The following is a 25744-nucleotide window of genomic DNA, read 5'->3' on the forward strand; positions in this document are numbered from 1 at the left end:
ACTAATTTCAACCTCCTAAAGAAGTGCTCCCTTTCTTAATAGATCGCATAATAAATTTCGATATCTTTAAAGTATCAGGCACGATATTTGCCATAAATATTTCTCCTTCATATACAAGTTTGATGCTCTCTACCTCCTCATTTGAATATATAACTGGGATTAACCATGTTCCATAAATTGCTGCTCGATAGAACCACTGTTCTTCAATCGCTTTTGGGCATGTGTAAAACAAATCATTGGCATAGATACCCATTGGTGTAACCAGGCCAAACGCAAAAATTCTTCCCAATAAAAACACCTCTCTCATTAATTTCTTTCCTATTAATCTACTAATAGTTATTATCAAATGCGGTAATTTTTATACTTATAAATAGTATTTTTATTTGTAATACTTATACGTTTGTGTTTCAATTGCATCTCATTGTCTACACTTTTATTGAGGTGTAATATACATGGGCGACATTTTAAAAATTGTTGGTGCTAGAGTTAGGGATATTCGTAAAGATCGCGGTTTAACTCAGGAACAATTAGCTGAGGTGTCTGGTTTCCATTTTACTTATGTAGGGGCAGTTGAACGTGGTGAAAAAAACATCACTTTACTTAATCTTGAAAAAATGGCAGAAGCATTAAATACTGAAGTTCAAGAATTGTTTAGATACGCTGGGCTTGACTTAGGTCAAACAAGCAAACAAAGGGATCTTCAAGAAGTCCTTAATTTACTCATGCGTCAATCAAATGAGGAGATAAAGAGGGCAAAATTTATTTTATCTGAGTTTTATAGAAGTAAATAAGAATGAAATTAAAGAGGTCATCCCGACTGTGGGATAACCTCTTTTTTAGGTCAATAAATTGCTAATAATTGTACACTATCATTCACGAAAGTTAGTCGGCTTTCAGCATTTATACTTTACTTGTTGTCCGCAACTTTTTGAGGTTGTGAACCGAAGCTACGTAAAATGTTTTGCTACCGTGATGGGCAACCTTGATGAGTTCAAAATTTTACAGGCTTTCTTGTAACTTAACCCATAAGTTTGCCGCTTTGGAATGCTTATGCTTCCAATTTAACATGGCAAACTTATGCTTCCAAAAATAAAAAGCCCCTTGAAAATCAAGGAATGTTCATGTTCCGTCCTTTTTTCTATGTCTTTGGGACAATAAAAATGAGTCCGCATTATTTACAATAGTACAAGACCGATACCTGTCATCTTTTGCATCAAAACAAGGCAATTTATTCGCAAAATTACTACCTTTTCGTTAGCCTCACAAATATCCTAAAAATAACGTCGATACAATTCTCTCCGTCGTTCACCCCGCAACTGATCATATATCTGAGTGGTTGATGCTTTTTCATGCCCAAGCATCCCTTGTATAAACTCCAATGGAGCACCATTATCTAACAGTTGGCAAGCATAGGTATGCCGAAACCGATGTGGGTATACATTTGCAGCTACTTCACCTCGTGCTGCCAACAGTTTTAATGAGTGACGGATCGTTGGGATACTCAAACGGCGGATAGGATGACTTTCGGTGACGAACAACGCTTTACTGGTATCCTTACGACTCTCAAGGTATCGTTTTAACCACACCTTGCACTCTGTCGTAAAATAAACTTCCCTCTGTTTGGAACCTTTTCCATTTACTATGGCTGAGCAGTTTTCCCAGTTGATGTCTTCAATATTTAATTTCTGTACTTCACCTACGCGGCAACCCGTACAATACAGAAATTCTAGTAGAGCATGCTCACGGGGTGAATGACAGGAAATCTTGAGATGGATAACATCTTCTTCAATCAGGAATTTGGGAATTCGTTTATCCGTCTTTGGTTCTCTCAACTTAAGGGATGGATTTTTAGGAATATGGCATTCTTCAAAAGCAAACCGAAAAAGTGAACGAATAAATCGGATACGATGTCCTAAACTGCTTGGTTTTAATCGCTCTGTTTGTTTGGCCAAATAATCTTTAAGCAGATTTAAAGATACCTCCTCGAGTTCGAGATTACCCATTTCGCGGATCAACATCTTTAACTGAAGAGAGTAAGCTTTTAATGTGTGAGGACTGAACCCCAATATTCGTTTATCGGCTTCATACAGCTTCCATAACTCCTCTAATGTCATAGCAAACCCCTCCCAATTCATCTAATAATTCTAGCTTTACTAGAATCGAGAGGATTTAATCTGTCTAAATTATTTTATTTCAAAATAATTAAGTTAATATGCTGATTGAATCTAAGTCCCATGAGCTTAAATACAAAAACGTAGCAACATAGTCAAAACTGACGTTACAATTATTTCATAACATTTCGAGTGCTACTGTAAATAATTTCATATTTATGATCTAATGTAATAGATATTACTTCATTAAGGGAGATTAAAATGCCAAAACAACGTCAACTAATAGAACCTTCAGACTTTGAACGTATGCGCGTATTTCAACAGCCAATCTCAATCTTTTTACAAGGTGAACTTATAGGTGAGAATATAATAATTCAATCTCATGATGAAGAAATTGTATTGAGCACCAGTGGTGAACGGTACGTAAGGGCAAATTGTCAATTTCTTAGTAAAAGATAATTCCAAATTCCATACTCATAATCTTAGAATATATTAAGAACGTAATAACAAAAGGCCAGTCCGCTGAAGCAAACTGACCTTTTGTTATTCAACTATAGTAATAAATAATTCTAGAATATTGTCTCCATTCCTTCAAACAAGATGTCATTAATTTAACGGGGTTAGTTCCACGCTATCCTGCCTGTTACTTCAATGAAAAAGGAGGAGCTACATCGCGGCAAGCTCCTCCACTATCGTTCCTCGTTAGCTTAATGCGGCGGTGCCACGGTTAAAACAAACCCCGGCGAATGAGATTAGCCGTCACGGGGACTTTGCCCACTTCCCTCGACCATACGGACAATTGGCCGATATGGTGGATTTCATGGGCGATGACATGCCGCATGATTTCTCCATATTTGAAGTTAACGGGCTCCCCCTTTGGAGTTAATTCCGATAACTCCTTCAATTCCATTTCATTGGTCCACGACATGACAAAAGGACGAACTTCCTCGTGAAACCTAGCGGATAAATCCGTCACTTTTTGCAGGCTGGCATAGGATTCGAACGGCTCCGTGAACTCTGGCTTCCCTTGCAGAACAGATATCCAGCTGAATTCCACATCCGCAATATGAAACAACGTGTGCAAAATGCCTCCGATCCCGCCTATCCGCTTCTTTAGTAGTTCTTCTTCGGAAACGTCTTGGCACCAAGCGAACCAGTCTTGCCGAACTTGCCAGTTATATTCGAATAATTTCAACATCTGTTTTACCTCCTAATAGATCCTGAATTTGAAAGCATAAAAAAGACCACGGGCAATCAGCTTATATCATTACCTATGACACGACTACAATGGCGTTCCAATTCAAGGTAAAGCCGGAGAGGCGATAAAAGTACGTGTTGATAATAATGGAGTCTCGCTTTATTATAGACTTTGGAATGAAGTTACAAGTGAAATGAAGGAAAATAAGAGCAAAAAAATAATCAGCGGGCAAGATGCACTGGAAATAGGTAAAAAGAAAATTAAAGAGAGATTTGTGAAGGTCGAGCAAGATACTAAAGAACCAGAAATTAAACAAGTAGAAATGGTATACTGGTCACAACCATTCTTTACCAACCAAAACACAATGATGCCAGCTTGGAAAGTTGATGCGGGTACCTATACTTTATTCTTAGATCCCGAAACAGGGGAGCAAATCCAAACACACACCTCGTACATATATGCGAGGTGTGTTATTGATTAAGGAGGGAAATACATGCAAAAGATTTTATTAATCATAATATGTATGTATATATTATGCAGCTGTGGAGTTGATCCGAAAGTACATGGATCCAGAAATATAGAAGTGATCGATAAAAAAGTATTATCACGCGCTAATGAAATAATAAAAAATGACCCTGACGCTGATATATTTCTGTTGCCCGGATATCTCTACCAAAAATCAGATAATCAAAATATAGATATGACACCAGGCTTATTTATTGGGCAAATCTCAAAACAGCATACAAATAACGATGAATTTTCTTTTTATATGGCTTCAAAGCTTCCAAAAGGAACAAATCTTTATTACTCAAAAACACCACCTATGTACGTTCTTGCTCAAACAGAGCATGGGTACATTATTTATAAGAATATGAGTTTGGAATAAACCAAAAAACGACTTCACAGAAGAAGTCTTTTGTTTGAAGGTTGATGTCTCATTATTTAATATTTTATTACTCTTATCCTTGTACATTTAATTAGGTATAATCATGATAAACAGGAAAATGTTTGAAAGTCGGCGGCTTTCAACAGGTAGATTGCTTACACCAGTTAACCTCGTGGGGTGTTTTATACTGACCATGATATATTATGAACTCCTCGTAAAACTACGGCACTAAGAAATACTGAATTAATAATCAATAAGGAAAGATGCAACCAACTGTATTTACTTCTTCCAATATTATTACGTATTATGCTTATAAAGTAGAGGATCCAACTTACTAGGAGGCACGGTAAAAGGATTGACCAGACTTCACTAACATAGTTACTTAAGAATATATAACTAAAAGCATCTTGAAATCCTTGCTCCTCTACATAAGTGATTTGATCAATAATATCAATTATAATTGCACTTAATAACAAAATTGCTATCTTTACAACAAATGATGAGCCTAAATTGTAAAAATTAAATATATAACTTACTGACTTTTGTGATTTATTTATTACAAGAAATTTTTGAACTATAAAAAGAAATATTAACGAAATGATTTGTTCAATCAAAACAAAAAATACAATGAAGAAAAGTCCCAAAATTGCTAATGCTATCAATGGTAATACTCCTTTATTGTACGTTGTTTTTAGATTCCAAAATGAATTATTAATTTATTATTATTTGAAGCATTGACAGCTAACCCAATCAATTGTTCTAATTCTATTTTCATTCTTTCTCTCTTCATCCTATTCCTCGTCTGCTCCCAGTAACCTTCTCCGTTCTCCTCTTCTTTCCAAATGGTATCTCCTCTTAAACTAAATGTGTCTGGCGCTTCATCGATTAATTTTAGCCACTTGTCTAATACCCTTATTAGCTTCTCTGCACCTAGTTTCTGAATAACGGTTAGCCCATAGTAATTTAACCCATTCCCACTTTCTTTAGTTTCGGGGTTATATGAGGGCATCCAGTTCAAGAAGTCCATCATGTATTGGATAATATCATCTGATAATTCAACTTTTTCTTCCCATGTATACCGATTAGTGCTGTACCATTCGTGTCTGTCATTTAACTCAAAATCGCTGCTAATAAGAAAAAACTTATGTGTTAAACTCAATTACATCACCTGGGATTTCCCGTGTTAATTTATTGGTCCTTAGACAACTTAATATTAACACATATTGGAACTAAACTGCCCGTTACTTGAACAGGCTGCCCAGTATGCCGTATGCCGGCAGCCTGTGTTATATTATGCTATCGTTACTCGTTAGCTCAATGGCTCATACGTCCTCCGTCAGAACAAACTCCTACATTAAGAGCCAATTAACGGCATCCATTAAATCTTCTGCGATGTAATCTGGGGCAGCATCAAGCCACTCTCCATAAAATTGATTATTTCTATATTTGGCTAGTTCCCTTTCACCGGAACCAGTTTTCACTAACACTTTTATACATCCTACTCTTTGGGCAGCAATCATATCTGTCCACCTATCACCGATTACAGCACAATTTTTCAGCACTAGTTTATAATCTTGTGCAGCCTGATTAAGCATGCCTGAGGAGGGCTTTCTGCATAAACACCCCTCGCCATTTTGATGTGGACATATGTAAATTTTATCAAAACCAAATGAGCTAAGTTCATCTACAAAATCTTGAAATTGTGCTTCTCCACGAGATATCCCTGGTTGGTTAGTAAACGAAAAGATTGGTATCTGAGCATTCTTTAACATCTCCAAAGACTTGGTTGAGAACTTGAATAATTTAAATTCTCCTGGAAAAACCACCTCATCAGACCCACCAATTGTACCATCCCTATCAATAAAAACAGCCTGTATTCGTTTCCAATTTGTCATTTAATCACCCTCCCAGAGGTAATATCCGTTATGGAAAATTGTAGCAGAGGTTATTCACATTGTACCATATATTGGGAGTAAACTGTCCGTTAGCGCAATAAGCTACCGATAAAATCCGGCAGCTTGCTAATTGGTGTATATTGTTAAGCAATCGTTCCTCGTTAGCACAGTATGCGGTCATTCTCATGATAGCTTGAAATGTATTTCAATTGAGCTATGTTTCCTAAATGATTTTAAGATTATTATTGTTTAAGGACATTTTTACCGTCACGTGAATATCCGTTTATTGAAATCACCTCTAGATTGTAGTTACTGTATTCATCTGGTATAACGAACCAAACTCTATATCCCTTATTCGTCTTAATGATTTGGGCTTTTTTGTTAAATGTTCGATCTCCGTCTTTGTATTGAACTTCAAGTTCTTCAATATCTACATTATTTACAGTGCCCGAGAACATTTGGAAATGCTCGGTTTTTCCTTTAGACTCTTTGCTACACTCACTATACGACGATGATACTTCAGGCATTTTATCGAGTGAGATACTGCCACCTCCACAAAAATCCCTGTACTTTGAACCATCTTTATATGTGAACCCATAATCTAGACCATGTTCAGTCTCAAAAAAGACGACTACTCCATCTTTCGTTTCTCCTTTTGCAACAATCTCTTTATAAGCTATATGATTCAATACTTCTTCAAGTGTCGATGATGCTCCTTCACTTTTTATACAACTCGAAAGAAAGATAAGTATTAAAATAAAGCCGATAAAAAGATTTATTGTCCTGGGCAAAGTGAACCAGTCCTTCCCATTAATTTCATTATTCATTTATACGTTTCCAGATTTAGGAAAGTTGCGGATTACTGCCCGTTAGCGCAGCCAGGCTGCCGGTTGTTGTCGCGGATGTGGATTATTAAGCTAGTGTTTCCGTTAATGCATTACACAAGGTTTAATGATTTATCATTAATTCAAATTCAATTTCGTGGCGAACAGGTATCCCATCGAATCCAATCAGGGGAATTGATGGCTTTATTTTCCTCGCTTCAGTGATTGCGTTTTGATGAACTGCCTTTATGTCAAAGCCTCTTTTTTGATAAAATCGAATAGCCCTTAAATTATCATTAGAAGTGATCAACCATACTCGTTTACAGCTGCTTCCCCTCGCTTTTTCAATGACTAAATCAATGAGTTTAGTTCCTATACCTTGCCCCTTTACCTTGCTATCAAGTGAGACGATTTCGCATTCGTCGTTATAAATGTTATAAGTTATCAGTCCTTTTATCTCATCATCAATTAATACAACATACCCTGGCAAATTATCTAATGAATGTACTTGTCCTCTGGATATAATAATTGATCCTCGAAAATCTTTAATCCCCTCTTTGTGGATCTCATTAATTTCATTTATCACCATCGGCTTACCTCCGTAAATATGTAGCATTCAAAAACCACAAATCTGGAATTAATTGTATCACGGAGGATCATTTTTAAGAACGAATATCATTACGTTAACCTGCCCGTCCAATGAAAAAAAGGAGCTGCATCGCGGCAAGCTCCCTCAACTATCGTTCTGCGTTAGCGTAATGACTATAACCAATTATTTTTCATTCCCGAACCGCATACATTGTAAATATAGGTTAATTAAACTATTTAGAAAGGTGATTTAAGTGTATAGAATTCCAGGTGGAATAACTAATGCAACAGGTGTGGATGGAAGGATTGTAGCGTTGGTTTTCATTGGACTTGCAATAATGGTTATTATTGAAAGATTGATTAAACGAAAATAAAGTAACTTCAAACGTCATCCCCTCAACCCTAGAGTTACTACAATACTCTACTGCCAGTTAGCGCAAGGAAGCTACCGGTTATTTCCGCGGCAGCTTCCTTGTGTAGTTATTCAGCTATTAGTACCCGTTAGCGGAATTAAATCGCCTTATAGGGGAGTTGCGCATTATTCAACTCTTCCTCTTCGGCCAAGGAACATGACTTAACCAATAGTAATTTTACAATGGCCTCGTTTGTTCCGGTAAATAACGGACCAGCCTTTCGCTGAACGGCCCTACGCGTTTCGATTCATGCGCCACGATCGACAGCTCTTCGATCCATCCGAACGACCATACGTCTTTCGGTACGTCCGGCCAATGCTGGATCACAGGGGTGTCGCCATCCTTCAATTCGCCGCGGTAGAGCATAATAGCCAGAAGCTTTGCTACTTCTTCGCGGGTCATGTATCCATCAGGAATGAACATATCCTTTCCATGTCCGTCGATATATTTCAGCGCTTTGGATGTCCCGATGGCTTGCTTCGCCCAATGCCCCTTCGAATCCGAGAAAGAGTTCAGCGGAATCGGTTCAATTCCTTTGACTCTAAGCATCAGGACAACAAACTCGGCGCGACTGATCGGCTGGTCCGGCCGGAATGCTCCACCGCTGCCGTTCATGTACCCGGATGCCGTTACCTTTTGGACATATCCGTATGCCCAATGATCGGCAGGGACATCCTGGTATGATCCAACCGAAGCAGGGGCAGGCAACTCTTTAACTCTCGCCACGATGGCAGCCGTTTCGGCACGCGTAAGCTGTCGTTCTGGGTGAAACCTTCCGTCCGGATAGCCGTTAAAAACGGGCTGATGTACTTCCGTAGCGACCTGCACCCGGATCGGTTTATTCGCGATGAGCTGCTGTTCCCCCATTCCTCCACTGCAGGAGACTTCCATTGCGGCTGTGTTTGGCACATCATCCTTGACTTTCAAGTTAAAATGTACAACATCGGCGCCATTCGAATCGAAATCCTTCAAATTCCACTTCAAGGTTCCCGAAGCGGCATCCCAATCCGCTCCCTCCGCATCTTCGAGTTCGAACCCTTTAGACACCTTCACCTTCAGCCATGCCTTCGACATGACTTTATTTTCCACATTGTGGTATAAAATATGAAACCCTACTTTGCCCCCCTGGACAGCTGAATGCTGATCACTTACACATTGAATCTCTAGGCCCGATGCTCCGGCCGCAGAACCGAATCCTGCAGGAATCCCTACTATCATAAGCATGCTGGCAACCAACGTGATTATGAACCATTCTTTCATCCTCATAACCAATCCTCTCCTTTCTCATGTAAAGTATCAGATCCAATATATGCCAAATGGATATAATACACTCTTCGCTGATCTATGCAAATTTATGACGCTGAACACCGCCCAAAATAAGCGCGATCTAGCGGCGAGCTACATTTCCCTTTATTAAGCTATCATTGTGTTAAACTGCCCGTTAGCTCAATGCCCAGCTGCCAAAACCGCAAGGCTATTCGACCGACATGGACTTGCTGAACAACTACACCAAGTTTGAGATCGGGAACGCGGCAACATCCATATCGTGTACTGACGCATTCCGAAATCGAATTCGGGAGTAAGCCCAAAAAATGTTAAAACGCTACTGACATACTGTTGTCAGTAGCGTTTTTTTATAATCGGAGTAAGTAACCGTAAAGGAGTGGGAGATAAATGCGAAGTAGTTTGGCCCAAAATTATATGATACGGTTTAGTATCATTTATTATAGGAAGGATGGTATCACATGAATTTTGCTTCTGTACGCATCATTACCGACGACGTGGGTCGTCTCGTCGAGTTCTATGAGAAAGTCATGGGTGTTTCGGCGGAACGCCTCGCGCCCGTCTTTGCCGAACTCGTTGTGCCATCGTGCACCCTGGCGATCGGCCACTCCCAGACGGTGCAACTGTTCGGCGCTGGTTCCGCAGTGGCGGCCGAGAATCACTCTGTCATCATCGAGTTCCGCGTCCACGATGTCGATGCCGAATACGAGCGCTTGAAGCCGTTTGTCGACGAGTGGGTAAAGGAACCAACCACGATGCCGTGGGGGAACCGTGCTGTGCTGTTTCGCGATCCCGACGGCAACCTGGTTAACCTCTTCGCGCCGGTGACCGAGGAAGCAATCAAACGGTTCAGCGGTAGGCGCTGACGGACAGTTGAAGTGAGTGAGGCGAATTTCGTAATTAGTAATTTTACTGACCACTTCATAGAAAGAGACCATAGCAACGAGCAATGGTCTATTCATTTTATCTAGGTTCTTCATTATTTATTGAGATTTCGCGACCCTCGCTGATGCTGGCAGCCTATTTGTAATTGTGCTATCGTTCCTCGATAGTTCAATTAGAAATATTTTTTAAATCCTTTACTAACCGATCCGTCATATCCTTCTCGTTCGAAGAACTGATGAGCTCTTTCACGAGTTGAATTACTTAGAAGCATAATCCGATGACAATTTATAGACCTACAATACTCCTCAACATATTGTAAAAGTTGTTGTCCAATACTCTTGCTTCGATGATTCTCATGAACAATTATGTTCTCGACAATTCCATAAGGTCTTGTCCCATGCAATGCTTGGATACATATATTTAGCGTTACCGTCCCTAATAGTTCACCGCCTTCATCGAAGACAAGTAGGAAGTTATTAGGGTCATTTTTGATTGTATCAATTTGTTCTTCGAGAACATTCATTTTCTTGCTATTTGGCACTAACATACGATAGAGCTCGCACAGTTGGTTTTTATCAGATCGTTCAGCTTCACGAATCATATCAATATCAACTCCTATATAACCCTTATCTTTACATTTTATTCCACATTACAATTGAGCATTCCTGCCCGTTACTTGAACAGGCCGCCGAGTATGAGTATGCCGGCAGCCTGTTTTATTATTGAGCAATAGTTTTCCGTTAGATTAATTATGTTCTCTCATCTATGGTTGGCAATTCTTACATTAAAATTTTCAAAATAAATGTAACCTTTTTAAGATTGAATCGTCTACTCTCCAAGAGGTGATGAAGTTGGACTTTACATACCTAAAATATTTATCCAAAGGACATGACAGAAAGCAAATACTTCATGATTTAATGCTAGCATATGGTCAAGATGTGTGGAATTTTGCTTTTGCTTTGACTAGACAGCGAAATCTCGCTGATGACATAAGACAAGATGTTTTTGTGAAAGCCTTCCATAAACTAGAATCGTTTCGTGGAGAATCATCACCAAAAACGTGGTTGCTTTCAATCACTCGTCATGTTGCATTCGATTATAGAAAGTCAGCGTTTCTTCGCAAAGTGACCCTTGTTGAATACATAACAGAAAAAACCACCTATCAATCTGCTGAAAGAGAATATTTCAAAAATCAATTAATTAAGGATACTTGGCAAGTCGTTTTATCATTACCTTTGAAACTTCGAGAAGTCATGGTGCTATATATTCATCATCAACTGTCTATTGTTGAAATAGGGGCACTGTTAGATATTTCGGAATCAACAGTAAAAGTAAGGATTCATAGAGCCAGAAAAAAAGTTAATACCATTTGTAATGAAAGAGACGGTGAGTTAAGTGGGGAATTTTAAGTATGATTGGGAAAAAGATTTAATAACTCCTCCTCTCTCAAGTGAAAGCTCGTCAAACGAATGGATGGATGTTGTTAAAAACCAAATCATGAACCAAAAAAGGAGCATTTTTAATCGGTTTGCACCTTTGGTTGGAAGCCTATCTGTTATAGTTTTAGCTTTAGGAATATTTGCAGCAAAAAATGATAAGATTTTGGGGTTGATACTTGATTTGAGTGTAGTTCAAGGACTTTACGCTCCCACCCTTACTTATGAGCAAGTCCGCTATCCCCCTAGAAACAAGGTATTTGAGAATCAAGAACAACTTTCAAAAGAGGAACAAAAAAAGGCTGATTTTATACAAAATATGGCATATGCATATCAAAATATAAAAACTTTGAAAGGAAAGGCTGATATAAGGTATTACACAGATATTGGGCAGACTTCTATTTCAACAGTTGAATTTCAAATTCGGGAAGGCAAAAACCCAGCTTCATACTTATTAGTCAATCAGCCGAATGGAACTAAAAGTGAATATATAAATGATAATCATTATGAGTTGAGACGTTCGGATGGTAAGGAACAAAGAGAACGGGTTAGCACGAGAAATCCAGAGAATGAGCCTAAACTAACTTTTGTATCTAAAGCCGACGGACAGCCATCTTATTACTTCCCGGCTGACCCAGCCTGGTCTAGCAGTGCAGAAGTTATAGTCGCTCCTTTACGTCATCTTGGATGGATTGTGGTTGACTTAGAATTGTGGTCCATCAAAAGTAGGGAAACATTTTTAGGTCGTAAAATCAATATCATTGAAGGAAAATTGCCTTCTTCTCGTGCTGAAAAAATGCACGCTGACACTTATAAGATATGGGTAGATGATGAGACAAGTATGGTCCTAAAAAACCAAACGTATGATAATAAAGGTAAAGTTGTCGAAAGTTTTGAGGTAACTTCAATTGAAGTAAATCCGCAATTGGATTTTAGTATCTTCGATACTTCAAAAAAGAAAGAGTGAGCCATCGTTAAGGGTGGCGAGTTAAGCTAATCTGCACGATACTTGAATGTACAAAAATAGGAGCTGCCGCGAGCAGCTCCTTCACTATCGTTCTGCGTAGCTTAATTGCTTTATCAGGCTTACTCGGATTACCTCATCCCAAATTGGCCCACGGCGAACCTCTTGATAACCAATTTTTTTATTTAGCTCGATGACATGATTATTTATTTCTTCTGTATGTGTATAGATTAAATTAACTTTATGATTTTGAGCTTCTTCCTCCAACTTGAGTTTTAGCTTAGTCGCTAATCCTAATCTTCGATAACTTGGATGAACCCATAATTGAAATATCTCGATAAACCGCCCATCAATTTGAAATAGGTTTCTGTCTAACTCGTTGTAAATTGTTTTCCATGGATACACGGAATCCCTATTTGCTATGGAATACATTATCATTGCAATTGGTTTGTCGGAAGCAGAATCCTCAATAATAAACGCACCTTTATCTGAGTCAGTGAGATACCCTTCTATTTTCTTACTATGTTCCTCTTTATTTTGTTCTGTCATATCAACTACATCCAAAAGTGTGTACCCATCATTTTTTAAGTCAATTAGAACTAAAAACTCGTGGTCAGTTTTATTAGATTTTCGTATGTTTAGCATTCTTTCACCCCCGCTATCGTACTGCCCTAGCTTAAAGATTCGAAACATAAATATTAATTTCTTGATTACTCGTTAAACGGTGTTATCCAAATCCTATATATCATCTTCCCATCCACTAAATCCTTTGAAGTATTAACATTAATCCTTATATTGTTGTTGCTTGCCCATTTTGGAAGGTGCTCGGCTAAATGCGCGAAAACTTTATCATCTGGAGTTGCATATCCTACGTTAACTCTTAGACCTCCTGCAAAGTCAGGATAAAGTGAATCAGCCCATTCATAAACTTCCCAAGTAGAGTCAAATATTCTATTTGCTTCCTTGTATTTCTCATTAATCCATTCAATGTCCATTCGGAATCCTCCTCAAAAGTATTATCCGTAACATTGAAAATACATACCTTTGGTATTCGTGAATTGATTTAAGCATCCTTCTGTTACTTCAATGAAAATAGGGAGCAGATGTTGCTGTAATCTGCTCCCTGGTTATTCCACTCTATCGTTCTCACGTTAGCGTAGCAAGTGTCCTCATTTTTTACACATCTATTCAATGATTTTTGTTAATTCTAGTGCACCGCTACCCCAAATTTCACGATAGCTCTTTGATGTGTAAAATCCATGCCTTTTATAAAAAGATATTGTACTTTCATAATTTGGTTTCACTTCTGGCGGTACGGTTAGTAACTTAATTTCTTTAAATCCTATCTTGTCTGCATGTTCAAAAAATGATAAAAGCAGTTCTGATCCATAGCCTTGATGCTGATATTCTGGATGAGTTGCCATCAGTGTTATATATAAATTCCCTTCCCAGCTTGTGAAAATAATAAAGGATACTATCCTGCCATCTACTGTTAAACAAATAGCATCTTGAAAATATAAATCCTTAAGCGTATCCTCAAGAATATTTTCAGTAAACCACGAGGGACATTCCTGTAGGTGTTAATAGATGGAACTTGCAGAAAAAAGGACGCCTCACTAGGATGAGTATGTACTGGGTTGCAGCCCTCAGAACTCACCTTAGGAGGCGTTATCATGAAGTCTAATCCAATTAATTCTCAAAATCAACGTGTAGAACGAATCTCCACTACCACTCTGGTTATAGGCATCGACATTGCCAAGGAGAAGCACGCCGCACAAGCCATTAATTTTCGAGGTATCGTCCTCACCAAGCGCCCTATTCTATTTTCGAATGACCTAGCCGGCTATGAGCATTTAGAACACAGCATTCGGAAATTACAGAAGATGCATGGCATGAATGACTTCGTTGTGGGAATGGAGAGCACCGGTCACTACTGGTTCAATATTGCCAACTGGTTGGTGGATCGAGGAATTGATGTGGCTCTTGTCAATCCAATGACAACCAAACGCAATAAGGAAAACAGAGATAACTCACCTTCCAAGAACGACCCAAAAGATGCTCTGGTCATCGCCGATGCAGTGAGTCGTGGGTTCTACACGCCCTTCTCTCCAAAGGATGAAGCATTCCGCCGCATACGGGTTATGGTTACAAACAGAGAGCACTGGGTTGTTAAATCAGGACGGATTAAGAATAGAATCCACCGCTGGCTCGATATCCGGTTTCCAGAATACAGACAAGCATTTGATGATATTTTTAGCGATCGTTCCTTGGCCTCTTTGCGCCGGTTCCCAGCCCCTTCTGACTTATTGCAGCTAACTCCGGAGCAAATGGTACAGATCTGGGGTGAGTATATGGCCAGACCTGGCGGGGTGCGAGGTAAGAACAAGGCTTTGGAACTTCAATCACTCGCTAGACATAGCGTAGGAGATACTACTGCCCTTGAAGAAGACAAATGGGAGCTGAGGCACCTCATCGAAGAGTATGAAAGAATCCGCCGAATCATTGACGAAGCGGACGAGATGATTGAAAAGATACTGCCTGAAATTCCTTGTTCTGATCTCGTTCGATCTGTCGGTGCTTCCGTACCTGCAACGGCTGCCATATTGGCATTTGGCGGGGACTTACGTAATCTGTCTCACGGAAATCAATTACTACGTAAGGCAGGATTGAACTTAGCAGAACGAAGTTCTGGCAAGTATAAGGGGCAAATCAAGCTCACCAAACGAGGCAACTCACTACTGCGCAAGCATCTCTACTTCACTGTGTTTCACCTGTTATCTTTCAATGAAGCGTTCCAAGCCTTGCATGCGCATAATACCGAAGTGAAACGAATGACGAAAATGCAGTCCATGATGAAGCTGATTGGGAAACTAGCCCGTATGCTTGTAGCCATGGCAAGAGAAGGACAATCATTCTCCATGGATAAGGCCCAGCTACCATTAGCAGCATAAAAAGTAAATCGTAACCCTGACACGTAAATTGGCTCATTCGCAGGAACTCAAAAAGAAAGCACGGAGTACCGAGATTTTTCAGCTTTAGGGCATAGACCCGTTCCGTTAACGTTGATCGGACTCCACACCTTGGATAGATAGGACGAAGGAATGTGAGGGCAAAGACCCGTCGAGATTTGGGAGAGTGAATCCCCAAGGACCTTGTGGAGAGAAGCGTGCAGCATAACTTTTTTATGGAAGATGTTGTAAAAATGGTCAGCACCTTCTGTTCCCGCATGCGCACTAACGGAACGGCCTGCCCCACACTACCCAAACACCTGAACTCCTATTTAACAAGCATATTGAAATCCTGCGAATGAGCGAGCATTCGTGAGAAAATCCTTATTCTCTGAGGGAGCTTAACGACGATACGATTATTATTATTATTATGGTTCTCGTTCATAATAACCTAATCAATCCTTTTGTCTTTCTATTTCACTAGCTACAATTTGAGGGGGATCGGATTGCATTACAATATATTCGCCTTTGTCATTTGTTTTAGGAGTTACATTAACTTTTTCGCCTACCCTAAGCTCGTTGTAGAGTTGGGAATCTTCTACAATATAATAGACTAATTCGATATTACTCTTTTTGAAGGTAGCAAAGGTCTTACTTTCTGCATCCTTCTTAGAAATTTGCTTCGCCACTAAGATTCTTTGCTCTTCCTTTGCAATAATGTAATTCCCCTTTTCAGCTTCAGACGAAGCACTACAACCACTAAATACACATACGGCAAGTGTTAAGGCTACGCCTAAAACTAACTTTTTCAATATTTCACTCCTTCTAGTAAAAAAAATTCTTTATCCTACCCACTTTATTAGACGGATCTCTGGTAATAATTTGTTGCGTTAAACTGGACGTTACCTGTACAGGCTGCCAATAATGCTGGCAGCCTGTTGTCATGGTGCTATCGTTCTTCGTTAGCGTAACGAATCATTGATTAATTCTTCGAAAGCCTACAGGTTCTTTCGCTTAACGTATCGCACGACCCAGAAAATTGCTGCATAAACCGTGAAAGTAGTCACCGCCAATATGGGATACACGTATGGATCAATATGTATCACGACGAAGTAAGAATCGTGATATTGAAAATCTTCTGGAGGCCCCTGCACGTTACCGAGATTAGTAATAGCTACAACCGCGAAAAACACGATCATCGGTACAGACAAGGATAAAAGTATCCTGGCAACCACGCTTTTCCTACTCATTCAAATCTTTTCCTTCCCTCTAAATACCTGCAGACTCTATTTGTGTGGATTGATCTATCGTTCTTCGTAAGTGAAGTATAACCCCTGAAAATATGCTGATGCAATTACTACTCAGCACTCCCAAGAAGAATTAATAATTAATAACTTTCCCTAATCCTTTTAATGCCTCAAATATTTTAGTATCGTCTCTAGGATCCTGATTTTTTCCATATTGTATTTTATACATATCGTTATCGCTTCCTTTATTCCACACAGAAGAGATAATTGGAATATCAGGATTAAATTGAGAAGATAAATAGGACCAAAAACTCCCTAGATATATTCTTTCATTACCAACAACTACAACAAAAGGTTTGCCACTTAAAGATACCTTCCCATCTAACTTTTCCTCTAAACTAATGTCTTCCTTCATTGTGAATTCATGTTCTGTCCAATCGTATGTTCTAATTTCCTTGTCGGTAAGCACAGGTATAGTTTCTAATGGAAGATCATCAAGCTTTTTACTCATGGCTTCAGTTGTAGATAATTCTTTAACCAAATAGATTGAGAATTCATTAATAGCGCTCTTATTGCCATTATTACAACCAACAATTAGAAATAGCAGAAGATTCAGAATTGCAAATAATTTTATTTTAGATAATATCATAAGACCCCCTCGGAACCCCTCTCTTTAATTTAGACACTCATGACAGTATAGACGTGAGATATTTATAAAGGTTTAATTTTATGGTATTTCATCCAATATTAACTTTTCTGTTACTCAACTATACTGCCCTTTACTTCAATGAAAACAGGGAGCAACTGCTGTGGCAATGCTCCCTGTTTGTTTCTACTATCGTTCTCCGTTAACGCAGTGGATGGTCCTATTCGTATCCAGGTGCACTGATGTATTGGGCTGTCCTTGAGCGCCCGTAAGTTACTGTCATTGGCGTTCATTTGCTTCGATTTGATGGAGGATTTCGTCAACGACGTGCGCGATCGGTGCGGTGGCGTCGATTATAATCCCGTTTTTGGGAACGCCTTCTTTCGTTTGATGCAAGCGCCGAATGATTTCCCGTTCCTCTGGTCTGCCACCCCAGTCAGTTGGGTCCAGTGCCACTCGCTCATCAATCCGTCGGAGACAGGTTTCCAGGTCGACCTCAAGGACAAACACGCTGTCGAAGAGATCAATGAATTTGGGAAAATTCCGCGAACCACCGCAGAAAAATGATACCGCCTCCTCTTGATTGGCGACCAAAGCTTTTACTTTATCTACATGCCAAATGTGGTGTTCGGGTTTAAAGCCATCCGTCGGGGTTACCAGTTTCCGGGTCGCCTTGATAAGCCAATTCACGGTCACCATGAATGGCATGGTAGCCGCGACGCTGCAATTCGTTGCAGACCGTAGTTTTGCCGGCGCCGGAAACGCCTTCAATCAGATAATTCCTAATGCCCATGGCAGACCCTCCATTCAACTGGATAAGCACAATAAATTAGATGTTTCTATATTGTCGCTAAAACTGCCCAATAGTTTAATGATTCAAGGGAACAGATCCTCACTATCTGCTCCCTGTAAATAACTTCTTTGTTCCAACGGCACCATACAGAATAGCTAACATTAAATTAACTAGAGGTACTATCCTCATATCCCCAAAATTCTAGAAGACGCTTATTTTCTTTAATGTCATCGTTGGATAAGCGGCCCAATTTCATTTTTGCAAGGAGAAGGAGGTGTCTATAATCTGTGTACGTAAAGTCTTTGTAGATCTCTTGATTCTTCTTATGGAATAGATGAATTAGCTCAGTTAATTCAGAGTATGGCATTATCCCCGATTTCCATTCCAAAAAAGATTGATACAAGGGTTCCAAAGCTTGTTCAGTTACCACTTTGTGATACTCATCTATAATTTCACGTTCTTGTTGTCGTTTTTGTTGTTTAGGAGTTAGTTTATTCTCCAAGTTATTTACCCCTTCTTTTTTTGTTCTACTTAGAAATGTTGAACTAAAGTTCCTCGATAGCATAATGATGCAGGTACTCCAGACATACTGAATTTATCAAGTCATCTAAGGAGCCAATCCTCTGTTCAACTGAATCTACATGATAAAACGTACATGTGTTTCCGATTTCATTCAGTTCATTTGTTGATGAGTATAAATAAATTTTCTTTCCTGCTCCCAGAGCAATTCCTAACTCAACATGACTCCCTTTCCCCGCTGGAATCATGACAATTACTACATCTGCAGCCAAAACGCCTGAAACTTCATCTTGGCCGATTTTACGGAGTTTGGTGATGGAGTCTATGTTCGAATGTGTTGTCCAATCGTACGTGTGTTGAAAACCACGAGCTTTCAAGTTCTCAGCGACTTGCCGCACGTTTTCTATGTTTTTGAGACTGGACGCTATGTAAAATTTCATACGTTCCCCCCATTTCAATCTTCTAAACATGCTATATATATTAACACATATTGGAAGTATCCTGCCCGTTAGCACAACGCGGCTGCCGATCCATGTCGGCAACCGCGTTGTGTTTAAAGCCCCTCAAATAACTAATAATCTTAAAATACATTGAAAAAATCATTCTTTCATAGAATCCCCAGAAAGCTGTATCATAACAACTTGCTTGTCACTTAAATCAACAACTAATGTTATAGTGGGGATAAAGGTGGCAAAGAACCTCAAAGCTTTCGACTCTTTCAATTCATCTACAAATGTCCAACCAGTTGGGATAAAGCCAAACTCTTCATTTAAGTCAAAATATCCTTTTGTGAAAAAATCCTGAATGTCATTTGTATTGTCAATATCATACTTATCTAACTCATTGAGTTTAACGGAGTAACGAGTAAGTTCTCTTTTTTTACCATCTGTCCATATACTCATGTCATTATTTCTAAATAAGTCATGTATAACCTGAATTATTCCGTTATTCGTACTGTCAAACATTTTTTTTGATTCTTGTTTAAGGTATTGCATATTAACAACATCAATTTCATCTTCAACGTAAACAATTTTTACATCTTCAAAATGAGGTGCTATGTCATTCATTATTAAATAACGAACAGTTTCATCTTTCGCAGAATAGACATTCATCATATTGTCCGAAAGAAGCGCACTGCCAGCTGAAAGCAATCGTGCTAATTCAGTCATATATGCAGGAGATTCAAGTGAAACCTTTTTCAAATTAAACCGCCTACCAAGTATTTGCTTCGCACTTCTGTTGGTTGGCATAGACTCCTCAATCCAATCGAACAAATTTACCATCCCTATCTATGTACAGTTGTTGCTCTTCTAAATTATACCATATAATGTTATTTCTTCAATAATTGCTCATGGACTAGGTTTGTGTCGAGTTATTGTGCTGAACTGTCCAATAGCTTAACGAGGCTGTCGATCATGCCGGTAGCCTCGTCTTAGGTGTTATTGAGCTATAGTTCCTTCGTTAGTTTAACAATCACTCCGTTACAACCTTGACATTTTCTCTAATGTCTAATTTCTTATTGGGTACAACCTGGTCAGTATATGCAAATGCTTGCTTATAAACATCTCCAGTTGTTGCATCAACAATTGCAAAAATTTCATTGTCTGCATAATCATCACCATCGTTTGGATGTGGTGACTTCATTGATACTATATAGGCAGGCTGTTTACTTATATTTACTTCTTTACCTTTAAAACTGACCAAATGGTATTCAATAATTACTTGACTTACATTTCCACCTTGAATATAAGTTTTTTTTGCATTTTCAATTGCAGTTTTTTCATCAATTTTAGGTTGGCTTGTCGGGGGTTCTAAGTAAAGTCCATCTGGTAACTTTTTAATTTCAAAATGCGTTTTTCCATTATTAAAAGATGTAACCTTCGGTTCATTCGAACATCCCGTAAGTAAGATTAATACTGACACGAAAAACAAAATATACTTCATAATAATTCCCCTCCAGTACATAGATTTCATCCTAAATAAATCCTGATTAATAAATCTGGGAGTTCAAGTTTAGTTCTAATTATTTAGACTGAAGTATATGGGAAAAGTTTCAATATCATACAAATACTTTAGTGTTAAGTAGTAATATACATACTCGTTCCTGTTGAACATTAATTCACGTTACTTCAATGAGAAAGAGGAGCTGCATCACTGCAGGCTCCCCCACTATCAGTGTCCCGTTAGCGGAATGACGGTTTGTTTATTACTTCAATTCTCTTCTTTGTTTGTTGCATTGCGTAAAATCCCTACAAATAACAAACCAATAACAATGAATATAAGAACAACAATAAAAGTAAATAAAGCAGGTTTTGTTGTCGATATTTCAAAAAACATCGGTATTGGACCATGATGTATTTCCCTTTCCAAATCAACAATAACCCAAATTTCATAAATTTTTGCCACGATGTAACCTACAACTAGGCCAACAAATCCACCTAAATAGTAATAGGGATGAATCCTTTCTGCCATTGAGCACCTTCTTCCCGAAGATTGGTTAAATAGATAAATTCTCCGTCAGTTCTTTTCCTCATACTACCACAATTGGAACTAAACTGTCCGTTCGTACAACAGGCCACCGAGTTTATCACCGGCAGCCTGTTTGACCTTTGTTATGAAGCTATCGTTCACCGTTAGTTCAGCACCTTATTTTTTTATCCAAATATTTTTATATAGGTCGACAATTGTAAGATTAACTATACCAACATCTTTAATGTTATCTTCATTTGGTAATTCTCTCAAAAAGAATGTGAAAGAAAAACAATCTCCATCCTTATAATTCAAACCACATTGACCTGTTAGCTGAGCGTTGTATGTTTTTCCATTATATTCGGCTGTCAATATTGTAGTTGAAGATGTAGTGAAGGAATGAATGTTGATCGTCTCATGGTGGAGAGCAGAGATTAGCGTTGCACCTGATAAAGAATATTGTCCACTTGATCTAAATCCGATATCAAATCCTCCATTGTGTGTCACCTTGAGCCATGATACGTAAATCCTATGCTCTCCATCATTATAAATCTCTTTTCCAATGTTACTTTCTAAATCTGACAAATCGACTTCAAGTGAATACCTTCCATCTAACTGGTGACCATTTTTATCTGTAAATTCTACTGTATTGTTTGCAAGAATAGCCATTCCACCAAACCATAAGCTGAATAACCCCGATGACCATAGAATTGCAACCGTTACTGCTATAAAAAGTAAGGTGATGTAGAGCATCTTTCTAGCTTTCATGTTTATTAGCCTCCTCTCGTATGATTGGATGCATAATCCACGTTTATTACAAATTATTGTGCAAACGAGGCTGATAATCGAACCTCATTTACGACATATTATATGTCAACATAACTAGTTAGACGTACATAAATTGGAAAAAGTTTCTTTATGAAATTTGTTGCAATTCAACTATCCTGCCCGTTCGCAACGAAGGGCTGCAACGCGGCAGCCCTTGTGATATTTAACTTCGTTCTTACGTTAGTTGAGTGAGAGGAATAAGTTTCCAACCTATTTTTGTTTTGTTTCTGTTATTTTAAAAGTGCCCGTTCCCTTATTAATATGGTTTCCTTCGAGCCAATCCACTTCTACCGATACAGGTATATTTAGCGGTAGCACTAAATCCGATAACGTTATCTTTTCATTCGAATCTAATTTTGAAACGACTGTTTTTGAATCAGCTTTTACAGTCTTACCTGAAAGCTTTTCTTCTGTATCCACTCTGTAATATACAACTACACTTTTAACAGAAGCACTCCCTGTATACATAAATTCAATATCGTAACCCTGTTGTCCTAGAGCATTAATTTTTGGAATCATCACTAATTTCCAATTTTCTAAGCCGTTTTGATTCGTTAATGTTGTATCGACAGGAAGAATTCTAGAATCATTGTTATCATTATTTTTTGAACAACCCATAATAAATATGATACATGCAATTATTATCAAAGATTTTCTCATTACATCATCACCTCTTTTTCTTATACGAAAAATAAGTAAATTTGTTTCATTTTTCCAAATTAAAACACGAGCTGAGAATGAGCAAATCTGCCCGATAGCTTAAGAGGCTGCCACTCGCTTTCGCGGCGGCAGCCTCAATTTGTAGTTTATTGAAGTAACAATGTCGAATTTTCAGTCCTTTGCTCTACCGACTGAGTTACCAACCCTTTTGGGCTTGTGATGGCTTGGGACGAATTGAACCTCCGACACAATTTCGAGAAGGCAGCTACGCATACTATTTTGGACATGAGGCTGCCATGAAATTTACTCACGTTAATTTAATTATTCTAGATCACATTAGGCTAAATATTGAACCGAAGCTGAAATTAGTGATAGACAACGCTTATAAAAATAATCATAGTGTCTATCATCCTCAATATTGATTTTTGTTGTTTCATGATGACGAATCCTAAAGCTGTTCCCGATTTGCGTAAGTTCAAAAAATTCCTTTTCGAATAGATCCATATAATGAGCTTTTTGACCGCTCATATCTCCAATAATCTTACTTACAGATTTCTTCTTGTCCAAAGTAGGAGAATAATATGTTTTAAGCCTCTCAAAAGCATCCCATAGTTTTTCAACAGCAATATTAAGATTACCTTTATCGTAATAGTTTGCTGCTTCTTGGAGCAACTCTTTGAGACCTGCTTCCTGAATCGGTACTAATGCACTATCCTTTATTTGTATATTAAATGTGCTTGCGACTTTACCATTACTCAGCTTGAAAGGAACTTCATTCAGTTTAAAAATTGCATTAACTTCTGCCTCGAAATCAGTATTCTTGTTATATGTTTCAAAAAACTCTATTGCATCGATTACACAATTGGGTGAACTTGAAAACACAAAATCTTTTAAGTTATTAGTTTCCACATACTGACCCTGCTCATTAAAACATTTAGGTATGTAAAATTGCCGAATATCAGCGATAACCTCTTCATTTGTTGTAACATCGTAATCCCAACCAGTAGTCTTATCTGTTTTTCGATAAACATCATTATTTTTTTCAAACAGTTGATATATTTGATTCCTAGCGTTCTTTTTGATTGAAAGTGGCATTCTTTTCTCTTTAATTGCCTTTTGATTCCTTTGAGAAAACGGAATAAATAGTTTGTTTTCTGCTAAATCATAAATCCTCCAACTATAGACATCTCGGTTGGAAATCTTTCCTGCTGGGTAAACTTCATACCCATCGTTTTTAAGGAATTTGTTAACTTCGTCCAAAAACTTTTCCCAATATCCATTCTCGTTTCTTACTGTCGGATGAAAAATCTCACAGATGAATTTCAAATATATTTCATCACTTCCGTTTTTTAATTGGAATCGTTCGTCTTCAAATACCCAACAAAATGGATAATCATCATTGTTTACTGTATGTTGCCAAATATCTTCTTCAGCATTGCAGTACCGTTTATCTAGACTTGGCATTTCCTTTAAATCATATAGTCTCTTGCAAAACTCGAATTCTTCTAACCTTCCAAAGTAATTGTACTGCACTTTTTGCATCTCCCATAAATCAGGTATGTCCATCCCATATTCAAACAAATCGAAAATATCACGTTTGGTTATCTCACTTATGGAATTCATTTGTTTGATTGCTACTCCTTTGTTCCGATTGTTGACAGAATAATCTAATTCCTATCATTTACTAATATTCTTGGATTAAATGAACGAAATTGCCAAAGTCGGGTTATTCATTCAAACTCTGTCTAAGCGATTCACTATAGCGCAAATTTCAAACGTGGTCCTATTTCCTTGAACCCCTTCCCTAATATAAAAGGCGTTTGGCACACTTCGTCCTCCCGTAATCAGCCTCTAGTGTAGAGATACCTGTCCAATGACACAAATGCATTCTAGCTGAAGTTAATGGGCATTGAGATTTGTAATGTTAAAACGTCATTTGTATTAACCATGTTCTGGCTTGCTTACAAATCCAAAGGCATTCCATAAATAGTTAATAATTGTTGAAATAACCCTTTCTAAATCTTGATTTACATGCGAATCAATCATTATTTCTGGTAGTTGAAGGAAGTCATCATCAATTGATTGAGGAGCTGAAATGAAAGATGCCCCGTAAGAACTTCCTATTACCCCCCTTGCCCCAATTATGTTAACAAATATGTAAAAAGGATCTTGCATGTTTAACTCTCTATAATTTATTAATTGATTAAGAATTGATTCTCTAAGTGAATTTTCAAAATGTGTTGCGCTAAAAAACTCTTTACGTGGCTCATCATAGCTTTTACGATAATTAAACGAAAGGTTTGACACCTGCTCAATAATAGCGCTCCGGAATACTTGGGTATGCCCCCTATAACCATTGGCACCAATTGATTGATAGTATAATCCATGTGCATTTATTCCTTGGTTATATCCTGAACCGCCCAGGATAGAAAGATTAATACTATTTCGCCTTTCGGTTATAGGATAATTTGATTCGATATCAAATGCAGAAGTTGGTAAGAAGTGAACTAGTACAAGTGGCGTCTCTTGTTTGTAAACATTTAATGTTTTTTCAATACGTTGTACACGAAATCGATTGTATTGCTCAAGAAAATGATCTCTAACATTCATCATTCTTCTAATATCAGATGTACCTGCAGGGACTTTAGCAGAGGCTGTACGTATCATAAACTTGTAATTCTTTACCATATGCGGCCCATTCCAGCTCCTTGGTACGCGGATATGGATAACATGCCCTCCATTGGCCAAGGAAATATGTCTATATAATATATTTGTAAGAGCTGGATCAGTATTAGTTTCTACCCACTGCTTATACTTTAAAATTTCTTGATCCGGGTTGATATCAATACCACTAACATTAACCGGAGTCCCATCCCTCTCCTTCACCCCTATAAAAAGATCTCCTCCTTGTGTATTTGCAAACGCAACTACCTCTTCAACTAGACTGATATTATTTGAAATCGTTTCTTTAAATTCGAGCTGTAACCCTTCTGTAGCACCACTTTCAATTAATAATTTCAAATCGTTTTCCTTCACTTCATCGAAAGCTTTATGAAAAGTTGTCATTTCTTCCATGCCCCTTCAATTAATATAGGTTAGCTGTTTTAATTTTTGTCCATCATGCTAAGTTGCAACGAACAACTGACTATC

At 38.2% G+C, this 25744-nt stretch carries 34 protein-coding genes; 8 read left to right on the forward strand and 26 right to left on the reverse strand.

Translation table 11 applies throughout. The features are described from left to right. Positions 1-7 precede the first annotated feature (7 nt). A complete protein-coding gene (locus tag QFZ77_RS34000) occupies positions 8-307 on the reverse strand; it encodes a hypothetical protein (RefSeq protein ID WP_307447282.1) in 300 nt (99 codons plus the stop codon). A 145-nt stretch (positions 308-452) separates the two neighbouring features. Between QFZ77_RS34000 and QFZ77_RS34005 the strand changes: the two genes are divergently transcribed. After that, positions 453-791 carry a helix-turn-helix domain-containing protein gene (locus QFZ77_RS34005; protein WP_171651979.1) on the forward strand — a complete coding sequence of 113 codons (339 nt, stop codon included), beginning with the start codon at positions 453-455 and terminating at the stop codon, positions 789-791. A gap of 480 nt (positions 792-1271) precedes the next feature. On the opposite strand, the gene QFZ77_RS34010 is transcribed toward QFZ77_RS34005, so the two are convergent. Then, positions 1272-2114, reverse strand: a complete 843-nt coding sequence (locus QFZ77_RS34010) for a tyrosine-type recombinase/integrase (RefSeq protein WP_307447286.1) — start codon at positions 2112-2114, stop codon at positions 1272-1274. A gap of 258 nt (positions 2115-2372) precedes the next feature. Between QFZ77_RS34010 and QFZ77_RS34015 the strand changes: the two genes are divergently transcribed. Further along, positions 2373-2570: a hypothetical protein gene (locus QFZ77_RS34015; protein ID WP_307447289.1), complete on the forward strand. Its 198-nt coding sequence runs from the start codon at positions 2373-2375 to the stop codon at positions 2568-2570. Positions 2571-2838: 268 nt separating this feature from the next. Here the strand turns inward: QFZ77_RS34015 and QFZ77_RS34020 are convergent, their stop codons facing one another. Continuing rightward, the gene (locus QFZ77_RS34020; RefSeq protein WP_307447292.1) at positions 2839-3309 is read right to left on the reverse strand and encodes a DinB family protein; all 471 of its coding nucleotides are present in this window, start codon (positions 3307-3309) and stop codon (positions 2839-2841) included. Positions 3310-3502: 193 nt separating this feature from the next. On the opposite strand from QFZ77_RS34020, the gene QFZ77_RS34025 reads away from it, so the two are divergent. Both QFZ77_RS34025 and QFZ77_RS34030 read left to right on the forward strand, forming a co-directional pair. Next, positions 3503-3790 (forward strand): hypothetical protein, encoded by a 288-nt coding sequence (locus tag QFZ77_RS34025; RefSeq protein ID WP_307447294.1) that lies wholly within the window; start codon positions 3503-3505, stop codon positions 3788-3790. Between the two features lie 12 nt (positions 3791-3802). Further along, positions 3803-4195 (forward strand): hypothetical protein, encoded by a 393-nt coding sequence (locus QFZ77_RS34030; RefSeq protein ID WP_307447297.1) that lies wholly within the window; start codon positions 3803-3805, stop codon positions 4193-4195. Positions 4196-4377: 182 nt separating this feature from the next. On the opposite strand, the gene QFZ77_RS34035 is transcribed toward QFZ77_RS34030, so the two are convergent. The 6 genes from QFZ77_RS34035 to QFZ77_RS34060 all read right to left on the reverse strand — a co-directional run bounded on the left by QFZ77_RS34035 (position 4378) and on the right by QFZ77_RS34060 (position 9181). Further along, positions 4378-4857 (reverse strand): hypothetical protein, encoded by a 480-nt coding sequence (locus QFZ77_RS34035; protein WP_307447300.1) that lies wholly within the window; start codon positions 4855-4857, stop codon positions 4378-4380. Positions 4858-4886: 29 nt separating this feature from the next. Beyond that, positions 4887-5354: a coagulation factor 5/8 type-like protein gene (locus QFZ77_RS34040; RefSeq protein ID WP_307447303.1), complete on the reverse strand. Its 468-nt coding sequence runs from the start codon at positions 5352-5354 to the stop codon at positions 4887-4889. Positions 5355-5544: 190 nt separating this feature from the next. After that, positions 5545-6090 carry an HAD-IIIA family hydrolase gene (locus QFZ77_RS34045; protein ID WP_307447306.1) on the reverse strand — a complete coding sequence of 182 codons (546 nt, stop codon included), beginning with the start codon at positions 6088-6090 and terminating at the stop codon, positions 5545-5547. Positions 6091-6332: 242 nt separating this feature from the next. After that, a complete protein-coding gene (locus tag QFZ77_RS34050; protein ID WP_307447309.1) occupies positions 6333-6917 on the reverse strand; it encodes a hypothetical protein in 585 nt (194 codons plus the stop codon). Between the two features lie 121 nt (positions 6918-7038). Continuing rightward, a complete protein-coding gene (locus tag QFZ77_RS34055; protein WP_307447312.1) occupies positions 7039-7503 on the reverse strand; it encodes a GNAT family N-acetyltransferase in 465 nt (154 codons plus the stop codon). Between the two features lie 589 nt (positions 7504-8092). Continuing rightward, positions 8093-9181 (reverse strand): S-layer homology domain-containing protein, encoded by a 1089-nt coding sequence (locus QFZ77_RS34060; RefSeq protein ID WP_307447315.1) that lies wholly within the window; start codon positions 9179-9181, stop codon positions 8093-8095. A 479-nt stretch (positions 9182-9660) separates the two neighbouring features. On the opposite strand from QFZ77_RS34060, the gene QFZ77_RS34065 reads away from it, so the two are divergent. Further along, complete coding sequence (locus QFZ77_RS34065; protein ID WP_307447318.1) at positions 9661-10065, forward strand: VOC family protein; 405 nt, start codon at positions 9661-9663, stop codon at positions 10063-10065. 191 nt (positions 10066-10256) lie between these two features. Here the strand turns inward: QFZ77_RS34065 and QFZ77_RS34070 are convergent, their stop codons facing one another. Then, positions 10257-10685 carry a GNAT family N-acetyltransferase gene (locus QFZ77_RS34070; protein WP_307447321.1) on the reverse strand — a complete coding sequence of 143 codons (429 nt, stop codon included), beginning with the start codon at positions 10683-10685 and terminating at the stop codon, positions 10257-10259. A 244-nt stretch (positions 10686-10929) separates the two neighbouring features. On the opposite strand from QFZ77_RS34070, the gene QFZ77_RS34075 reads away from it, so the two are divergent. Continuing rightward, positions 10930-11493: an RNA polymerase sigma factor gene (locus tag QFZ77_RS34075; RefSeq protein WP_307447324.1), complete on the forward strand. Its 564-nt coding sequence runs from the start codon at positions 10930-10932 to the stop codon at positions 11491-11493. Continuing rightward, positions 11480-12487, forward strand: coding sequence for a sigma-E factor regulatory protein RseB domain-containing protein (locus QFZ77_RS34080; protein ID WP_307447327.1), 1008 nt, complete (start codon positions 11480-11482; stop codon positions 12485-12487). Before QFZ77_RS34075 ends, QFZ77_RS34080 begins: the two co-directional genes overlap by 14 nt. 84 nt (positions 12488-12571) lie before the next feature. Here the strand turns inward: QFZ77_RS34080 and QFZ77_RS34085 are convergent, their stop codons facing one another. The 3 genes from QFZ77_RS34085 to QFZ77_RS34095 form a co-directional block, all read right to left on the reverse strand. Continuing rightward, positions 12572-13129, reverse strand: a complete 558-nt coding sequence (locus QFZ77_RS34085; protein WP_307447330.1) for a GNAT family N-acetyltransferase — start codon at positions 13127-13129, stop codon at positions 12572-12574. A gap of 65 nt (positions 13130-13194) precedes the next feature. Then, positions 13195-13479, reverse strand: a complete 285-nt coding sequence (locus QFZ77_RS34090; protein ID WP_307447334.1) for a hypothetical protein — start codon at positions 13477-13479, stop codon at positions 13195-13197. 189 nt (positions 13480-13668) lie between these two features. After that, the gene (locus tag QFZ77_RS34095; protein ID WP_307450054.1) at positions 13669-14028 is read right to left on the reverse strand and encodes a GNAT family N-acetyltransferase; all 360 of its coding nucleotides are present in this window, start codon (positions 14026-14028) and stop codon (positions 13669-13671) included. A 129-nt stretch (positions 14029-14157) separates the two neighbouring features. Between QFZ77_RS34095 and QFZ77_RS34100 the strand changes: the two genes are divergently transcribed. Beyond that, on the forward strand, positions 14158-15435 hold the full coding sequence (locus tag QFZ77_RS34100; protein ID WP_307447337.1) for an IS110 family RNA-guided transposase: 1278 nt from the start codon (positions 14158-14160) through the stop codon (positions 15433-15435). Between the two features lie 452 nt (positions 15436-15887). Here the strand turns inward: QFZ77_RS34100 and QFZ77_RS34105 are convergent, their stop codons facing one another. The 13 genes from QFZ77_RS34105 to QFZ77_RS34165 form a co-directional block, all read right to left on the reverse strand. After that, complete coding sequence (locus QFZ77_RS34105; RefSeq protein WP_307447342.1) at positions 15888-16244, reverse strand: DUF3221 domain-containing protein; 357 nt, start codon at positions 16242-16244, stop codon at positions 15888-15890. Between the two features lie 186 nt (positions 16245-16430). Continuing rightward, complete coding sequence (locus tag QFZ77_RS34110; protein ID WP_307447346.1) at positions 16431-16682, reverse strand: hypothetical protein; 252 nt, start codon at positions 16680-16682, stop codon at positions 16431-16433. 130 nt (positions 16683-16812) lie between these two features. Beyond that, positions 16813-17328 (reverse strand): hypothetical protein, encoded by a 516-nt coding sequence (locus tag QFZ77_RS34115; RefSeq protein WP_307447349.1) that lies wholly within the window; start codon positions 17326-17328, stop codon positions 16813-16815. Between the two features lie 276 nt (positions 17329-17604). Beyond that, the gene (locus QFZ77_RS34120; RefSeq protein ID WP_307447352.1) at positions 17605-18096 is read right to left on the reverse strand and encodes a nucleoside/nucleotide kinase family protein; all 492 of its coding nucleotides are present in this window, start codon (positions 18094-18096) and stop codon (positions 17605-17607) included. Between the two features lie 188 nt (positions 18097-18284). Further along, positions 18285-18620, reverse strand: a complete 336-nt coding sequence (locus QFZ77_RS34125; RefSeq protein WP_307447356.1) for a hypothetical protein — start codon at positions 18618-18620, stop codon at positions 18285-18287. 43 nt (positions 18621-18663) lie between these two features. Beyond that, on the reverse strand, positions 18664-19077 hold the full coding sequence (locus tag QFZ77_RS34130) for a nucleoside 2-deoxyribosyltransferase (RefSeq protein ID WP_307447359.1): 414 nt from the start codon (positions 19075-19077) through the stop codon (positions 18664-18666). A gap of 159 nt (positions 19078-19236) precedes the next feature. After that, on the reverse strand, positions 19237-19887 hold the full coding sequence (locus QFZ77_RS34135) for a hypothetical protein (RefSeq protein ID WP_307447362.1): 651 nt from the start codon (positions 19885-19887) through the stop codon (positions 19237-19239). Positions 19888-20110: 223 nt separating this feature from the next. Beyond that, the gene (locus tag QFZ77_RS34140) at positions 20111-20581 is read right to left on the reverse strand and encodes a hypothetical protein (RefSeq protein ID WP_307447365.1); all 471 of its coding nucleotides are present in this window, start codon (positions 20579-20581) and stop codon (positions 20111-20113) included. A gap of 267 nt (positions 20582-20848) precedes the next feature. Beyond that, positions 20849-21109 (reverse strand): hypothetical protein, encoded by a 261-nt coding sequence (locus tag QFZ77_RS34145; protein WP_307447368.1) that lies wholly within the window; start codon positions 21107-21109, stop codon positions 20849-20851. A gap of 174 nt (positions 21110-21283) precedes the next feature. Continuing rightward, complete coding sequence (locus QFZ77_RS34150) at positions 21284-21874, reverse strand: hypothetical protein (RefSeq protein WP_307447372.1); 591 nt, start codon at positions 21872-21874, stop codon at positions 21284-21286. A 270-nt stretch (positions 21875-22144) separates the two neighbouring features. Then, positions 22145-22594: a hypothetical protein gene (locus QFZ77_RS34155; RefSeq protein WP_307447375.1), complete on the reverse strand. Its 450-nt coding sequence runs from the start codon at positions 22592-22594 to the stop codon at positions 22145-22147. 336 nt (positions 22595-22930) lie between these two features. Then, positions 22931-24217 (reverse strand): AbiJ-related protein, encoded by a 1287-nt coding sequence (locus tag QFZ77_RS34160; protein ID WP_307447377.1) that lies wholly within the window; start codon positions 24215-24217, stop codon positions 22931-22933. 318 nt (positions 24218-24535) lie between these two features. Beyond that, positions 24536-25660 carry an RNA-binding domain-containing protein gene (locus QFZ77_RS34165; RefSeq protein WP_307447381.1) on the reverse strand — a complete coding sequence of 375 codons (1125 nt, stop codon included), beginning with the start codon at positions 25658-25660 and terminating at the stop codon, positions 24536-24538. Between the last annotated feature and the right edge of the window lie 84 nt (positions 25661-25744).

It is taken from the genome of Paenibacillus sp. V4I3 (assembly GCF_030817215.1).
Taxonomy (GTDB): domain Bacteria; phylum Bacillota; class Bacilli; order Paenibacillales; family NBRC-103111; genus Paenibacillus_E.

Excerpts from the sequence above, each read along its gene's own strand:
- QFZ77_RS34000 (WP_307447282.1), bottom strand. The coding sequence starts at position 307 with ATGAGAGAGGTGTTTTTATTGGGAAGAATTTTTGCGTTTGGCCTGGTT.
- QFZ77_RS34005 (WP_171651979.1), top strand. The coding sequence starts at position 453 with ATGGGCGACATTTTAAAAATTGTTGGTGCTAGAGTTAGGGATATTCGT.
- QFZ77_RS34010 (WP_307447286.1), bottom strand. The coding sequence starts at position 2,114 with ATGACATTAGAGGAGTTATGGAAGCTGTATGAAGCCGATAAACGAATA.
- QFZ77_RS34015 (WP_307447289.1), top strand. The coding sequence starts at position 2,373 with ATGCCAAAACAACGTCAACTAATAGAACCTTCAGACTTTGAACGTATG.
- QFZ77_RS34020 (WP_307447292.1), bottom strand. The coding sequence starts at position 3,309 with ATGTTGAAATTATTCGAATATAACTGGCAAGTTCGGCAAGACTGGTTC.
- QFZ77_RS34025 (WP_307447294.1), top strand. The coding sequence starts at position 3,503 with ATGAAGGAAAATAAGAGCAAAAAAATAATCAGCGGGCAAGATGCACTG.
- QFZ77_RS34030 (WP_307447297.1), top strand. The coding sequence starts at position 3,803 with ATGCAAAAGATTTTATTAATCATAATATGTATGTATATATTATGCAGC.
- QFZ77_RS34045 (WP_307447306.1), bottom strand. The coding sequence starts at position 6,090 with ATGACAAATTGGAAACGAATACAGGCTGTTTTTATTGATAGGGATGGT.
- QFZ77_RS34050 (WP_307447309.1), bottom strand. The coding sequence starts at position 6,917 with ATGAATAATGAAATTAATGGGAAGGACTGGTTCACTTTGCCCAGGACA.
- QFZ77_RS34055 (WP_307447312.1), bottom strand. The coding sequence starts at position 7,503 with ATGGTGATAAATGAAATTAATGAGATCCACAAAGAGGGGATTAAAGAT.
- QFZ77_RS34060 (WP_307447315.1), bottom strand. The coding sequence starts at position 9,181 with ATGAGGATGAAAGAATGGTTCATAATCACGTTGGTTGCCAGCATGCTT.
- QFZ77_RS34065 (WP_307447318.1), top strand. The coding sequence starts at position 9,661 with ATGAATTTTGCTTCTGTACGCATCATTACCGACGACGTGGGTCGTCTC.
- QFZ77_RS34070 (WP_307447321.1), bottom strand. The coding sequence starts at position 10,685 with ATGATTCGTGAAGCTGAACGATCTGATAAAAACCAACTGTGCGAGCTC.
- QFZ77_RS34075 (WP_307447324.1), top strand. The coding sequence starts at position 10,930 with ATGAAGTTGGACTTTACATACCTAAAATATTTATCCAAAGGACATGAC.
- QFZ77_RS34085 (WP_307447330.1), bottom strand. The coding sequence starts at position 13,129 with ATGCTAAACATACGAAAATCTAATAAAACTGACCACGAGTTTTTAGTT.
- QFZ77_RS34090 (WP_307447334.1), bottom strand. The coding sequence starts at position 13,479 with ATGGACATTGAATGGATTAATGAGAAATACAAGGAAGCAAATAGAATA.
- QFZ77_RS34100 (WP_307447337.1), top strand. The coding sequence starts at position 14,158 with ATGAAGTCTAATCCAATTAATTCTCAAAATCAACGTGTAGAACGAATC.
- QFZ77_RS34110 (WP_307447346.1), bottom strand. The coding sequence starts at position 16,682 with ATGAGTAGGAAAAGCGTGGTTGCCAGGATACTTTTATCCTTGTCTGTA.
- QFZ77_RS34115 (WP_307447349.1), bottom strand. The coding sequence starts at position 17,328 with ATGATATTATCTAAAATAAAATTATTTGCAATTCTGAATCTTCTGCTA.
- QFZ77_RS34130 (WP_307447359.1), bottom strand. The coding sequence starts at position 19,077 with ATGAAATTTTACATAGCGTCCAGTCTCAAAAACATAGAAAACGTGCGG.
- QFZ77_RS34135 (WP_307447362.1), bottom strand. The coding sequence starts at position 19,887 with ATGCCAACCAACAGAAGTGCGAAGCAAATACTTGGTAGGCGGTTTAAT.
- QFZ77_RS34140 (WP_307447365.1), bottom strand. The coding sequence starts at position 20,581 with ATGAAGTATATTTTGTTTTTCGTGTCAGTATTAATCTTACTTACGGGA.
- QFZ77_RS34145 (WP_307447368.1), bottom strand. The coding sequence starts at position 21,109 with ATGGCAGAAAGGATTCATCCCTATTACTATTTAGGTGGATTTGTTGGC.
- QFZ77_RS34150 (WP_307447372.1), bottom strand. The coding sequence starts at position 21,874 with ATGAAAGCTAGAAAGATGCTCTACATCACCTTACTTTTTATAGCAGTA.
- QFZ77_RS34155 (WP_307447375.1), bottom strand. The coding sequence starts at position 22,594 with ATGAGAAAATCTTTGATAATAATTGCATGTATCATATTTATTATGGGT.
- QFZ77_RS34160 (WP_307447377.1), bottom strand. The coding sequence starts at position 24,217 with ATGAATTCCATAAGTGAGATAACCAAACGTGATATTTTCGATTTGTTT.
- QFZ77_RS34165 (WP_307447381.1), bottom strand. The coding sequence starts at position 25,660 with ATGACAACTTTTCATAAAGCTTTCGATGAAGTGAAGGAAAACGATTTG.